We start from the raw sequence: 14,422 nt of genomic DNA, 5'->3' as shown, positions 1-14,422 counted from the left end.
AAAAGCTACCGTTTCATTTTGAAACGGTAGCTTTTATTATTTTATGATGCGAGTTGTTTTTGTAGCCGAATAAATGCATGGTAAATTCTTTCTGATGCCTCTCTACCACCCATAATATTTCTCCCAAAAGGTCCTAGTTCTAAATCAGCTAAGCCTCCTGCTACGAATAAATGAGGTAACCACTCTAGTTCATGTGTTATGTCTGGAAAACCACATTGCGTAATCGGGGCGTTACATTGTAAAACTAAATCTTGAATCATAGGTTGTGACATTACAGTATTTTCAAATCCTGTAGCCAATAAGATATGATCATAAAACATAGTGCCATTTGACGTAACGATATGATGATTTTTAATATCTTCAATCTCATTTTTATGAATGATTAAACGACCTTGGCTCATCTTTTTCTTTAAGCGTAGGTATAATTCATGAGGCATCGAACCTTTATGACGTTCTGTTTGTATAATACGCATTCGTTCTTCAGAAGAATCAATATTTAAGAATGTGTTCATATTTTTGGGGCCTAACCATCCTGGATCAGCGTCAAAGTCATGAATTTCAATTTCTTTATTAAGCCATAAATGTATTGTTTTACTGTCATCATTATTAAGTAATTTTAGTACTAAATGCGCAGCAGATATACCACTACCTACAACATGAGATGTTTGTTGTTCTTTAATTTGTGATTCCTCTTCATCAAAAATATGTTGAATATCGGGTTGCTGTTGATACATTTCTGGAATGTAGGCACGATGATTACAACCATGCGCAATAATTAAATACTGCGTTGACATTATTCGGCCATCGTTTAATTCTAATTCCCAATCTTGATGGTGATTGCGATGTATATGCTTTACTGAACCTTGAATATGACTTTCATTCAAACGATATTGATGGATGAGTTCATGTGTATGATGCATGAACATATCACGTTGAGGACGTTTATAAGGTCCATAAGTAGCACCTGTATACTGATTTAATTTAGCATATTGCTTTAAATGAAATGGTTTTGGATGTATATGGTGTACAAAAGGTGATCTTAAAAAAGGCATACTAATACGATGTGTATAACTATTAAATTGTTCGCATAATGTACGATAAGGATCAATAATTGTTAAATCTTTAGCATCTAAACCAGCCTGTCTTAATTTTAAAGCTATCGTTGTTCCTTGAATGCCACCACCAATAATGGTCCAATGCATACTATCAACTCTTTCCTATTTTTATAAAACGTAATTATTTCGATTTATAAATTGTAGCATATTCTCAACATGAATACAATTTTCATATTAAAGTGATCTTTGTCCCTCTAAATGTAAACTTTAAATTGTAAAAAGTTTACATTATACTAAAATAGGTTGATGATTTTAGATATATTAAATGATTATTTTTTGTAGGAGGGGGACTTCTGATGACATTATCAGAACGAATTTTAAATAATGAGCATTTTACTAAAGAAGAATGGATTCGTATATTTGAAGATGAAAGTTTTGATACATTTGATTTATTACATGAAGCGTATAACATTAGAAAGTATTACTATGGTAAACGTGTTAAATTAAATATGATATTAAATGCTAAAAGTGGTATTTGTCCTGAAGACTGTGGTTATTGTGGTCAATCTAGAGAAATGAAGCAAAAGCAAAGATATCGTTTGATTGATAAAGAACAGATAAAAGCTGGTGCCAATGTTGCACAAGAACATCAAATTGGGACATATTGTATTGTGATGAGTGGCCGTGGTCCAAGTGATAAAGAAGTTACACATATTTGTGATACAGTTGAAGAAATTAAAAGTATCCATCCTCAATTAAAAATTTGTGCGTGTCTAGGGTTAACAAATGAAGAACAAGCTGAACGATTAAGAAAAGCAGGTGTCGATCGTTATAATCATAATCTTAATACGAGTGAACGATACCACGATAATGTAGTGACAACGCATACGTATAGAGATCGTGTTAATACAGTTGAGATTATGAAACAACATCATATATCACCTTGTTCAGGCGTAATATGTGGTATGGGAGAATCAAATGAAGATATCATTGATATGGCCTTAGCATTAAAAAAGATAGATGCTGATAGTATACCTATTAATTTTTTACACCCGATTAAAGGCACTAAATTTGGAGATATGGATGAGTTAAACCCTATCAAGTGTTTAAGAATTATTTCGATGTTTAGATTAATCAATCCTTCTAAGGAAATTAGAGTAGCAGGTGGACGAGAGGTGAATTTAAGGTCACTACAACCCTTAGCCTTACAAGCTGCCAATTCAATTTTTGTTGGAGACTATTTAATTACTGGAGGACAACCCAATCAATTGGATTACGACATGTTAGAAGATTTAGGATTTGAAATAGATATAGTCAATAACGATAACTCATAAAATGATTACTAATAAAAAACAGCCAACCGGTTGATGCATAACATCTCGATTGGCTGTTTATTTCTATAATTTTTTATCTTTTAAATCGTCTTTGATTTCATCTAGTTTAGTATTTTTACTGTATGGTGTTTTAATATTGTAGGCTGCTTTCATAATCATATGACTTGAAAGTGGACCAGTGATTAGAACAAAGATAATCCCTATAATCAACTGCATATTTGTATAACCATCTTTGACAATAAAGTATAAAAAGGCACCAAATAACAAACTCATAGCACCTAAAGTAGATGCCTTTCCTGCGGCATGTGCACGTGAATAAACATCTTCAAGTCTTAATAATCCAATAGCTGCTACTGCACTAATGAGTGCACCAATCATAATTAAGATAATTGAAATACTAATGATGATGGTTTCGATCATGTTCAATCACCTTACCTTTATCCATGAATTTTGAAAATACAGCAGTGCCTAAAAAGGCTAAAATACCAACTAGAAGGATAACAACGATCATATATTTGATATCCATTAAAATACTAAAAAGGGCAATGACTGCCATTAATTGTAGTCCCATTGCATCTAAAGCAACCACTCTATCAGCTAGAGATGGGCCTAAAATCACTCTAACTAACATCGCTAACATCGATAATACGACAATAACTAATGCAATAATTATTAATGTTTTGGTAATCATTATTGTTCTCCCACCTCTCTAACTACTTTTTCTAATGAAGATTTGATACCTTCTGTTTCATCTTCAGTAGTACTAAAGTCAATGGCATGGATATAAATTTTCGTACGATCATCACTAATTCCAAGTACGACAGTACCTGGTGTTAGTGTAATGAGGTTAGAAAGTAGTACTATTTGCCAATCCGTTTTCAAATCTGTGTGATAGACAAAAAATCCAGGTTTATTTGAAATATGTGGTTTTAAAATAATTTTCAACACATCTAAATTTGCCTTAACCAATTCTAATAAGAAGATGAAAACTAATTTAATCATTCTGTAAATACGTACTAGATAAAACTTACCAGGCATCACACGATGGAGTAGGTAAACTAAAATGAGACCAAATAGATAGCCTAATACGAAATTATTAAGTGTATAACTATCAGAGATAAGTAACCAAATGATTGAGACTAATAAATTGATAACAATTTGGACTGCCATTATGATTTACCCCCCAATACGCTATTGATATAAATAGTTGGATCGTAGAATGTTGTTGCGCCTTCTTTAATGATAGGGTATAACACATCTGCTGATAAACCGAATATCACAGTAATAATCACAGCTACAATAGATACGGTAGTCATACCAAACGTATTCGCTTTAGTTGTGACGTCATACCCTTTCGGTTCTCCGAAGAATCCCTTTAAGAAAATTCTAATGACTGAATATAAGACAACTAAACTTGATAATAAGACAACGATACCAGTGATGTAAAAGCCTTTTTCAAATGTAGCTTGTACAATATATAGCTTCCCATAAAAACCACTTAAAGGTGGAATTCCGGCAAGACTCAAAGCAGCAATGAAGAAGGTCCAACCCAGTACTGGATATTGTTTGATCAAACCACTAAATTGACGTAAATCAGTAGTTTTAGTGATTTTATACATGACTCCGATGAGTAAGAATAGTGATGCTTTTACCAACATATCATGAATAGTGTAATAAATAGCACCTATCATACCTGCTTCATTCATCATAGCAACGCCAACTAAAATAACGCCAACAGCAATCATAATATTGTATAGAATGATTTTCTTTGTATCGTAGTAGGCTATTGCACCTACACAACCAAATATAATCGTCATAATAGCTAGGAATAAAATGACATAGTGGGAAAAACTTACTGTATTGTTAAAGAATAAGCTTAAAGTTCTAGCAATTGCATAGACACCGACCTTCGTTAATAAAGCACCGAAGAATGCAATAATAGCGAAAGGTGGAGCATAGTATGCGCCTGGTAGCCAAACATACATAGGGAAGACACCAGCTTTTGTAGCAAAGACAAATATAAATAATATAAATACAATGTTTACTAAGCCACTTTCATGTGCTGATAAATCATTCAAACGTTGACTAATATGCGCTAAATTTAATGTACCTACTACAGAGTATAGTATCGCTACACCCATAACAAAGAATGATGACGATACAACATTGACTAGAATATACTTAATCGTTTCTTGTAATTGAATCTTTGTCGTACCAATAACTAATAAACAGTAGGATGACATTAAGAATACTTCAAAGAATACGAATAAGTTGAAAATATCACCTGTTGTAAATGCACCGATGATACCTATAAGCATAAACATAATAGAAAAATAATAATAAAACGTTTCTCTTTCAACACCAATAGAACGATAGGAATATAAGATGATGAGTGCGGTAATGATAATACTCGTAATAATCAATAGTGCACTAAAGATATCTAATACAAAAACGATACTATATGGTGCTTTCCATGAACCTAATTCTAATTTAATAGGTCCGTCTTGTAAGACATTTTTTAAATTAAGTATTGCAATAATTAATGTAATCATTGTACCTGCCAATGCGACATAACGTTTGATATGTGGTCTTTTTCCAATGAAGACGAGTAATATTGCCGTCAGAATTGGTACAACTAAAGTAAGAGCTAACATATTACTCTCTGACATCTTCTGGAACTCCTTTCATACTTTCAACGTTATCTGTACCAAGTTCTTTATAAGTTCTAAATGCTAAAACTAAAAAGAAAGCAGTAGTAGCAAAAGCGATAACGATGGCTGTTAATATAAGTGCTTGTGGGATTGGGTCAACATAACTTTGTGTACCTTTTTCATAAATAGGCGCTTTGCCATGTTTCAATCCGCCCATAGTTATTAGAAATAAATTTGCTGCGTGTGTTAGTAGTGTCGTCCCCATAATGATTCGTATCAAACTCTTAGACAAAACGAGATAGACGCTAATTGCTGTGAGGATACCACTAACAAATATCATTATAATTTCCACTATTCGTTCTCTCCAATCGATAAAATAATAGTCATTACAGTTCCCACTACGGCACATAAGACACCGAAATCAAAGAATACAGCGGTAGTCATATGCATGGGCGCTAGCAATGGAATAGGTATGTCAAATGTGACATGTGTAAAAAAGTTGTTGGACATAAACCAACTTGCCATTGGAGTACCAACGCAAAATAATAATCCGATACCAATTAATATTTTGAAATCAATTGGAAAAATACGTCTCATTGTCTTGATATCAAAAGCAATGGCAATTACAACCAAGGCGCTTGAGAACAATAAGCCTCCTACGAAACCGCCACCTGGTGTATAGTGACCTGCTAGAAATAGTGAAAAACCGAACATCATAACCATGAAGAAAATGATGACTGCTGTATATTGGAACATTAAATCATTTTTCTGTCTGTTCATGACGTTTCACCTCACTTGTTTCTGAACGATGTTGATGTTTCATACGTAATTTAATCATTGTATAAATACCTAAACCTGCGATACCTAAAACTGATGATTCGAACAAAGTATCCATGCCACGGAAATCCACTAAAATAACATTAACCATGTTTTTACCTGAAGCAAGATCGTAAACGTGATCTTGGTAATAGTGAGTGATTGATTCGAAATGTCTATTACCATACGCAATTAACCCTAAAATCGTAACAACAAGGCCAACACCAGCAGAAATTAAAGCATTTGTAATTTTAAATGATCGTGTTTCGTTGTAACGGTTAAGGTTAGGTAAGAAATAGAAACACAGTAAAAATAACGCGGTAGAAATTGATTCTACAACAAATTGTGTTAATGCTAAGTCAGGTGCTTTAAAGAATATAAATAACACTGAAACAGAATAACCGACAGCGCTTAACATAATAATGCTAAATAAACGAGATTTAGCAAAGATAATTAAAAACGATGCAATGACAAGTAATACAATGATACCTACTTCAAATATTCTAATGCGACTGACATCTTTAAAATTAATTGTGAATGGCACACTTAATAAAATAACTGTAGTTAATAAAATTAATAAACCAAAGATAATCACGAGATTATTTCGTGAAGATTCAGTTACATAGCTATTTGTCATATTTTTAGAATACATTGGCATTATTTTACCAGTACGATCATACCAATAATTAAGTGTCAGTTGATTAGGTTGTGACTGTAATAATTTAATCCAATAAGCAAACGTTATGATGAGTACAATACCGACGATATAGATAAAAATAGTAGTCATGAATGCAGGTGTTATACCGTGGAATAAATGGAACTCGGCGCTTACTTGAGTCGTTTGACTCATTGATGTTGTCGCTGGTTCAATAATGGATTGTGTCAATATTCCTGGGAATAAACCAAAAATAATAACTAATATAGCTAATATTGATGGTGAAATAAGCATTAATATAGAAGCTTCATGAGCTTGTTGTGGTAATTGATTAGGTTTATATTCTCCAAAGAATATATGCATAATAAATTTAATTGAATAGACAAATGTAAAAATACTTCCGATAATTGCAAGTATTGGGAAGATGACGCCTAATGTATTAAGACTCATCACATGTGCGTGTGTTAACGCAATGACTGATTCTAAGAATTTCTCTTTAGATAGAAAGCCATTAAAAGGTGGTACACCTGCCATACTTAATGAAGTAATAACGGTAATCGTGAATGATATAGGCATAATAGTTAATAAACCGCCTAATTTCTTAATATCACGTGTTCCGGTACTATGGTCGACAGCACCAGTTATCATGAATAACGCACCTTTAAATGTAGCGTGATTAATTAAGTGAAACGCAGCTGCAGTAAAGGCGGCTGCATAAAGTTGACTATCTTGACCTTCAAAATGATAGCTAACTGCGCCCATACCTAACATAGACATAATCATTCCAAGTTGTGACACAGTTGAAAAGGCTAGTATGCCTTTTAAATCTTGTTGTTTTGTAGCATTTAAAGAGGCCCAAAATAAAGTAATTAGTCCAACTAATGTAACTGTCCAAATCCAACCTTGTGATACAGCAAAAATGGGCGTCATTCTTGCTATTAAATATAAACCAGCTTTAACCATTGTTGCTGAATGTAAATAAGCACTAACAGGCGTTGGCGCTTCCATTGCATCTGGTAACCATATGTAAAAAGGTACTTGAGCTGATTTAGTAAATGCACCAATTAAAATAAATATCATAGCTAGGTTAAAGAATGGACTGTTTTGTATTTCTGCTACATGTTGAATAATATAATGTAAACTAAATGAATCTGATGAAACAGAAAGTAAAATGATGCCTCCTAAAAGGCTAAGTCCTCCAAAAACTGTGATGATTAATGATTTTTGTGCCCCATAAATGGAAGCCTGTTTCTCTCTCCAAAATGAGATAAGTAAAAAACTTGAAAACGAAGTTAACTCCCAGAATAAATATAAGATAATAAGATTATCTGAAAGAACAACGCCTAACATTGCACCCATGAAAAGTAATAAATAACAGTAAAAATTCCCTAATTGTTCTGATTGGCTTAAATAACCAATGGAGTATAAGACAACTAAACTGCCGACACCAGTTATCAGTAAGCTGAATAACAACCCTAATCCATCAACATATAGGTTAAAATTCATACCGATATGTGGCATCCACTTAAAAGTTTTCATTACGGTATTACCTGACATAGTAGTCGTAATAAAGGATAAGAAATATATGAATAAGACGACGGGGACAGGTAATACAAACCAACCTATGTGAATTCTTTTGAAGAAGCGATATAGGATTGGAATAATGAGTGCAAATATTAACGGTAATAGAACCGCAATATGTAACAAACTCATTAAATTGTCCTCCTTTAAAAATGTTTATGATATTCATTATACATGAATCATATCATTCTGAAAAACGTCTGAACGCTTGAAATCACTGAATTTCTATTACTGTTAAATAAGAAGAAACACGTCATTTTTTAGTGAAATTTTTGTTTATATTGAATAGAATAATCATCTTTAAGTTGTTCTAAATTTTGTAATGAGCGATGAGCATGTGCATCATTTTTTTCTTTTAATTGCGCTTCTAAATTTGAGATAGCTTGTTGAAGAGAATCTTCATATGACATTTTTTCGACATTAAAATCACGTAATTGTGAACGCTTAGCGTATCGTTTTTCAAAATGGCTTAATGCTTTACGTTCATGGAAAAATACACCTGTCGATTCATTAGGATTGTGTAAATCTCCTTGTTTAGGATGTTTGATAACTTGTTCTACTTGAACTAAAACGTCATCACCGTTGTCTTCTTTAATTGAAACACCGTAGCTTCCAGTCTTATGAGAAAATCGATATAACATGCTATATTACTTCCTTTCAAATGTGTTAATATATACGTATATCATAACATGAATGGAGAATTTTAATGACGAACTATCCTCAGTTAAATAAAGAGATACAAGAAGATGAAATTAAAGTTGTAATGCATACAAACAAAGGTGACATGACATTTAAGTTATTCCCTAACATTGCACCTAAAACAGTTGAAAACTTTGTTACACATGCTAAAAATGGTTACTACGACGGTGTAACTTTCCACCGCGTTATCAATGACTTTATGGTGCAAGGCGGCGATCCAACTGCAACTGGCATGGGTGGCGAAAGTATTTATGGTGGTGCATTCGAAGATGAATTTTCATTAGAAGCATTTAATTTATACGGTGCATTATCTATGGCTAATGCTGGTCCAAATACAAACGGGTCACAATTTTTTATTGTTCAAATGAAAGAGGTACCACAAAATATGTTAAGTCAATTAGCTGATGGTGGTTGGCCAGAGCCAATCGTCAAAGCATATGGCGAAAATGGAGGTACACCTTGGTTAGATCAAAAACATACTGTATTTGGTCAAATTGTTGAAGGTGAAACCACATTAGAAGACATTGCAAATACGAAAGTTGGACCTCAAGATAAACCTGTACATGATGTAGTTATCGAATCTATCGATGTTACCGAATAAGGTGACTGTTAACATTTAACGATTCGCCAAAATGTTTTTAGGATAATTCCAATTAACTCAAGATTAGAAACTTCACGTTAAAGTAAAATCATACTTTAATCGTGAAGTTTTTGTATGTTTTACAATACAGAAGTGCGCAACATTTTATCGGAAAATTTATTATGATGATTATGATGATGAAAATAGTTCCACAGAATCTATTTCAAAATAATTCAAAAAATTCAACGTTATAGTTAGTCCCTTAATTTGTTTTATGCTATGATAATAGTGTTAAGAAAAACGAAATAAGGGGTTATCAAGTTGAATAATCACTACAAAGAAGGTCAACATATTAAGGTACGTGTGACTGGTATTCAACCGTATGGCGCATTTGTTGAGACCCCTGACCATACTGAAGGACTTATCCATATTTCTGAAATCATGGATGATTATGTCCATAACTTGAAGAAATTTCTATCTGAAGGACAAGTCGTAAAAGCTAAGATTTTATCAATCGATGAAGAAGGTAAACTCAACTTGTCTTTAAAAGATAATGATTACTTTAAAAATTATGAACGTAAGAAAGAAAAACAGTCGGTGCTAGATGAAATAAAAGAAACAGAAAAGTATGGGTTTCAAACACTTGAAGAACGCTTACCGGTCTGGATCAAACGGTCTAAACGTACTATACGTCAAGAATAAAGTGACGTAATTATATTCGTTATATTTATACAAAAAATATAGGGATGATATAAAACGATAGTATCTATTTTATGATGGATATTATCGTTTTTTCATTGAGAAAATTTAACAAATATACATCTTCTAGAAAGCTGAACATCATTCATTTAAAAAATAGTATAAGCAAATTAATAGTGTATAAAATTTTTTCGTGTTATAGTCTCCATTATTATTAATCTGGAGGTAGAGTTATGAATAACAAATATAATTCATTATTTGAAAGCGTGGCATTGCCAAATGGGGTTGAATTAAAAAATAGGTTTGTTTTAGCGCCCTTAACACATATTTCATCTAATGATGATGGCACAATTTCAGATGTCGAATTAACATATATAGAAAAACGTGCTAAAGATGTTGGATTAGCGATTAATGCAGCAAGTAATGTGAGTGATCTTGGTAAGGCATTTCCTGGACAACCATCAGTAGCTCATGACTCAGACATGGAAGGTCTAAAAAAACTTGCGCAAGCGATGAAGAAAAATGGTGCTAAAGCATTAGTTCAAATTCATCATGGCGGGGCTCAAGCATTACCTGAATTGACTCCTAATGGCGATGTAGCTGCTCCAAGTCCAATTTCATTAAAAAGTTTCGGTCAAAAACAAGAACATGATGCAAGAGAAATGACATCAGAAGAAATTGAACAAACGATTAAAGATTTCGGCGAGGCAACACGACGTGTTATAGAAGCTGGATTTGATGGTGTTGAAATCCATGGTGCTAATCATTATTTAATCCATCAATTTGTCTCACCTTACTATAATAGAAGAAACGATGTTTGGGCTGAGAATTTGAAATTCCCAATGGCAGTCATTGATGAAGTACTTAAAGCGAAAAAAGAATATGCATCTGATGATTTCATTGTTGGATATCGTTTATCTCCAGAAGAAGCGGAATCACCAGGTATTACGATGGATATTACAGAAGAATTGGTTAATGCAATAACTAAAAAAGACATAGATTATATTCATGTATCAATTATGGATATTTATTCTAAAACGCGTGAAGGACAGTATGAAGGACAAAATAGATTAGAACTGATTCACAAATGGATTAATGGTCGTATGCCATTAATCGGTATAGGCTCAGTGTTTACAGCAGATGATGCATTAAATGCAGTTGAAGATGTCGGAGTGGAATTAGTTGCTCTAGGACGTGAAATACTACTTGATTATGATTTTGTAGGAAAGATAAAAGAAGGTAGAGAATCTGAAATCTTAAGTTATTTTGATCCAGAACGAGAAGACAATCATGAATTACCACCTAAATTATGGCAACAATTTAATAATGGTTTTTATCCTTTACCTAGAAAAGATCAATAATATATTTAAAGCTAGAAAATATCAGTGACTAATGATTATTTTCTAGCTTTTTATATGGGCTTTTATAGAATTTTTAGTAAATTTTAAAATTAATAATAGCTGTCGATATAAGGTTTTTGAAACATTAAAAGATATATTATGACGAATTTTTAAACTTTTACTTGTACAACATAGTGGGCATGTGTCATTATATTTGTAAGGGCTTTCAAAACATAAAATATTAAGTAATACATGTTGTAATAAGAGATAGAAAAAATTGCAATTTTAATAAAATTAGAAAATTTAGAAATATATTAATGTAATCTGTTTGAGAGCCACTGGAAATCAGTTATGATATTGGTAACTAGCTTTAGTATTTATTAAACAAAGGGGAGATATTATGACTAAGTCAGAACAAATTATTGAATTAACAAATCACTATGGAGCACATAACTACGTACCGCTTCCAATCGTCATTGCAGAAGCAGAAGGCGTATGGGTGACTGATCCGGAAGGTAATAAATATATGGATATGTTATCTGCATATTCAGCAGTAAACCAAGGCCATAGACATCCTAAAATTATTCAAGCACTTAAAGACCAAGCAGAGAAAGTAACTTTAGTATCACGTGCTTTCCATAGCGATAATTTAGGTGAATGGTACAAGAAAATTTGTGAATTATCTGGAAAAGATAAAGCATTACCAATGAATACTGGTGCAGAAGCTGTTGAAACAGCATTAAAAGCAGCACGTCGTTGGGCTTATGATGTGAAAGGCATCGAACCAAATAAAGCAGAAATCATTGCTTTCAATGGTAATTTCCATGGTCGTACAATGGCACCAGTGTCATTATCATCTGAAGCGGAATATCAAAGAGGATACGGTCCATTATTAGATGGTTTCCGTAAAATTGATTTTGGTGATGTAGAAAAATTAAAAGCAGCTATTACTGATAATACTGCAGCCATTTTAGTTGAACCAATCCAAGGTGAAGCCGGTATCAATGTGCCACCAGAAGGTTATTTAAAAGCAATTAGAGAATTATGTGATGAACATAATATTTTATTTATAGCTGATGAAATCCAAGCAGGGTTAGGCCGTTCAGGTAAGCTATTTGCGACTGATTGGGATAATGTTAAACCAGATGTATACATTTTAGGTAAGGCACTTGGCGGCGGCGTACTACCAATTTCAGTTGTCTTAGCTGATAAAGAAGTTTTAGATGTATTTACACCGGGTTCACATGGTTCTACATTTGGTGGTAATCCATTAGCTTGTGCAGTATCACTAGCTGCTTTAGATGTTATTGTAGATGAAGACTTACCTGGTCGTTCATTAGAATTAGGTGAATACTTCAAATCTGAATTACAAAAAATCGAACATCCGTCTATTAAAGAAGTACGTGGTCGCGGCTTATTCATCGGAATTGAATTAACTGAAAATGCAAGACCATACTGTGAATCATTAAAAGAATTAGGTTTATTATGTAAAGAAACACATGATACAGTAATTCGATTTGCGCCACCATTAGTCATTACGAAAGAAGAATTAGACCTTGCGATTGAAAAAATTAAACAAGTATTTAAATAAGTTCAAAAAGTTGTAACAATCATTTTGCAACCCCTTTAAAGAGGACAAAGTTGTGTTACAATAATAAATGAAAGCGAAATCATTAGTTAAAAAGAGGCGAAAAGGATCATGACTGAGAATAATAATTTAGTGACTTCTACTCAAGGAATTATTAAAGAAGCTTTGCATAAATTGGGCTTTGATGATGGTATGTACGACCTGATCAAAGAACCACTAAGATTTTTACAAGTACGTATTCCGGTGCGTATGGATGATGGTACAGTACAAACATTCACTGGCTATCGTGCACAGCATAATGATGCAGTAGGTCCAACAAAAGGGGGCGTGCGTTTCCACCCAGATGTTGACGAAGAAGAAGTTAAAGCATTATCAATGTGGATGACATTAAAATGCGGCATTGTCAATTTACCATACGGCGGTGGTAAAGGTGGTATCGTTTGTGACCCTCGTCAAATGAGTATTCATGAAGTTGAACGATTATCACGTGGGTATGTTAGAGCGATTTCACAATTCGTAGGACCTAACAAAGATATTCCAGCACCTGATGTATTTACTAACTCACAAATCATGGCTTGGATGATGGATGAATACAGTGCATTAGATAAATTCAATTCTCCAGGATTTATCACTGGTAAGCCAATTGTACTTGGCGGATCACAAGGACGTGACCGTTCAACTGCGCTAGGTGTTGTTATTGCAATTGAACAAGCAGCTAAACGTAAAGGCATGGATCTTAAAGATGCTAAAGTTGTTATCCAAGGGTTTGGTAACGCAGGTAGTTTCTTAGCTAAATTCTTATATGATTTAGGTGCTAAAGTAGTTGGTATTTCAGATGCTTACGGTGCTTTACATGACCCTAATGGTTTAGATATTGACTATTTATTAGATAGAAGAGATAGTTTTGGTACTGTAACAAACTTATTCGAAGAGACAATTTCAAATAAAGAATTATTTGAATTAGACTGTGATATCTTAGTTCCAGCGGCGATTTCAAACCAAATTACTGAAGAAAATGCTAATGACATTAAAGCAAGTATCGTGGTTGAAGCTGCTAACGGACCTACTACACCTGAAGCAACACGTATTCTAACTGAACGTGGTATTTTATTAGTACCAGATGTTTTAGCTAGTGCAGGTGGCGTAACAGTATCATACTTCGAATGGGTTCAAAATAATCAAGGTTATTACTGGACTGAAGAAGAAGTTAATGAAAAACTACGTGAAAAATTAATTACTGCTTTTGATACCATTTATGAGTTATCACAAAACAGAAAAATCGATATGCGTTTAGCAGCATACATTGTTGGTATCAAACGTACAGCAGAAGCAGCTAGATATCGTGGTTGGGCATAATAATCTTTATAAATATTGGTTAAACCCATTTTTATATAATAGAAAAACATTCACTCAGAAATTGATGA

General features: G+C 33.2%; 15 protein-coding genes. 6 read left to right on the top strand and 9 right to left on the bottom strand.

What is annotated here, in order from left to right; all coding sequences use genetic code 11:
- Window positions 1–41: 41 nt before the first annotated feature.
- Window positions 42–1,202, bottom strand: coding sequence for an NAD(P)-binding domain-containing protein (locus LPC11_RS09380; protein WP_023374978.1), 1,161 nt, complete (start codon window positions 1,200–1,202; stop codon window positions 42–44).
- Window positions 1,203–1,411: 209 nt separating this feature from the next.
- Between LPC11_RS09380 and bioB the strand changes: the two genes are divergently transcribed.
- On the top strand, window positions 1,412–2,389 hold the full coding sequence (bioB, locus tag LPC11_RS09375) for a biotin synthase BioB (RefSeq protein WP_104681666.1): 978 nt from the start codon (window positions 1,412–1,414) through the stop codon (window positions 2,387–2,389).
- A gap of 63 nt (window positions 2,390–2,452) precedes the next feature.
- Here bioB and mnhG1 read toward each other — a convergent pair whose 3' ends face one another.
- From mnhG1 to kapB, 8 genes are all read right to left on the bottom strand, one after another.
- Window positions 2,453–2,809: a Na+/H+ antiporter Mnh1 subunit G gene (mnhG1, locus tag LPC11_RS09370; protein WP_002467261.1), complete on the bottom strand. Its 357-nt coding sequence runs from the start codon at window positions 2,807–2,809 to the stop codon at window positions 2,453–2,455.
- Complete coding sequence (mnhF1, locus tag LPC11_RS09365; protein ID WP_002450815.1) at window positions 2,787–3,080, bottom strand: Na+/H+ antiporter Mnh1 subunit F; 294 nt, start codon at window positions 3,078–3,080, stop codon at window positions 2,787–2,789. Before mnhF1 ends, mnhG1 begins: the two co-directional genes overlap by 23 nt.
- Window positions 3,080–3,559, bottom strand: a complete 480-nt coding sequence (mnhE1, locus tag LPC11_RS09360; protein ID WP_023374980.1) for a Na+/H+ antiporter Mnh1 subunit E — start codon at window positions 3,557–3,559, stop codon at window positions 3,080–3,082. Before mnhE1 ends, mnhF1 begins: the two co-directional genes overlap by 1 nt.
- Window positions 3,559–5,058, bottom strand: a complete 1,500-nt coding sequence (gene mnhD1 / locus LPC11_RS09355) for a Na+/H+ antiporter Mnh1 subunit D (protein WP_023374981.1) — start codon at window positions 5,056–5,058, stop codon at window positions 3,559–3,561. Before mnhD1 ends, mnhE1 begins: the two co-directional genes overlap by 1 nt.
- Window positions 5,045–5,392, bottom strand: a complete 348-nt coding sequence (mnhC1, locus tag LPC11_RS09350) for a Na+/H+ antiporter Mnh1 subunit C (protein ID WP_002450812.1) — start codon at window positions 5,390–5,392, stop codon at window positions 5,045–5,047. The genes mnhD1 and mnhC1 overlap by 14 nt, the downstream gene beginning before the upstream one ends.
- The gene (gene mnhB1 / locus LPC11_RS09345) at window positions 5,392–5,820 is read right to left on the bottom strand and encodes a Na+/H+ antiporter Mnh1 subunit B (protein WP_002450811.1); all 429 of its coding nucleotides are present in this window, start codon (window positions 5,818–5,820) and stop codon (window positions 5,392–5,394) included. Before mnhB1 ends, mnhC1 begins: the two co-directional genes overlap by 1 nt.
- Window positions 5,801–8,224: a Na+/H+ antiporter subunit A gene (locus LPC11_RS09340; protein WP_231307228.1), complete on the bottom strand. Its 2,424-nt coding sequence runs from the start codon at window positions 8,222–8,224 to the stop codon at window positions 5,801–5,803. Before LPC11_RS09340 ends, mnhB1 begins: the two co-directional genes overlap by 20 nt.
- 128 nt (window positions 8,225–8,352) lie before the next feature.
- Entirely contained in the window at window positions 8,353–8,733 is a 381-nt protein-coding gene (gene kapB, locus LPC11_RS09335) for a sporulation phosphorelay system protein KapB (RefSeq protein ID WP_023374984.1), read from the bottom strand.
- A 65-nt stretch (window positions 8,734–8,798) separates the two neighbouring features.
- Here kapB and LPC11_RS09330 point away from each other — a divergent pair, with 65 nt between their 5' ends.
- The 5 genes from LPC11_RS09330 to LPC11_RS09310 all read left to right on the top strand — a co-directional run bounded on the left by LPC11_RS09330 (window position 8,799) and on the right by LPC11_RS09310 (window position 14,354).
- Complete coding sequence (locus tag LPC11_RS09330; protein WP_002467266.1) at window positions 8,799–9,392, top strand: peptidylprolyl isomerase; 594 nt, start codon at window positions 8,799–8,801, stop codon at window positions 9,390–9,392.
- A gap of 300 nt (window positions 9,393–9,692) precedes the next feature.
- Window positions 9,693–10,073: a S1 domain-containing post-transcriptional regulator Ygs gene (gene ygs, locus LPC11_RS09325; RefSeq protein WP_023374985.1), complete on the top strand. Its 381-nt coding sequence runs from the start codon at window positions 9,693–9,695 to the stop codon at window positions 10,071–10,073.
- A gap of 230 nt (window positions 10,074–10,303) precedes the next feature.
- A complete protein-coding gene (locus LPC11_RS09320) occupies window positions 10,304–11,431 on the top strand; it encodes an NADH-dependent flavin oxidoreductase (RefSeq protein ID WP_023374986.1) in 1,128 nt (375 codons plus the stop codon).
- A gap of 379 nt (window positions 11,432–11,810) precedes the next feature.
- A complete protein-coding gene (locus LPC11_RS09315) occupies window positions 11,811–13,001 on the top strand; it encodes an ornithine--oxo-acid transaminase (protein ID WP_023374987.1) in 1,191 nt (396 codons plus the stop codon).
- A 108-nt stretch (window positions 13,002–13,109) separates the two neighbouring features.
- Window positions 13,110–14,354: a Glu/Leu/Phe/Val family dehydrogenase gene (locus LPC11_RS09310; RefSeq protein WP_002450804.1), complete on the top strand. Its 1,245-nt coding sequence runs from the start codon at window positions 13,110–13,112 to the stop codon at window positions 14,352–14,354.
- Window positions 14,355–14,422: the final 68 nt, after the last annotated feature.

It is taken from the genome of Staphylococcus sp. HL28 (assembly GCF_021117155.1).
GTDB classification, from domain to species: domain Bacteria; phylum Bacillota; class Bacilli; order Staphylococcales; family Staphylococcaceae; genus Staphylococcus; species Staphylococcus warneri.
Note: the sequence above shows the minus strand (reverse complement) of the source record. Positions and strands in the feature narration are given on the sequence as shown.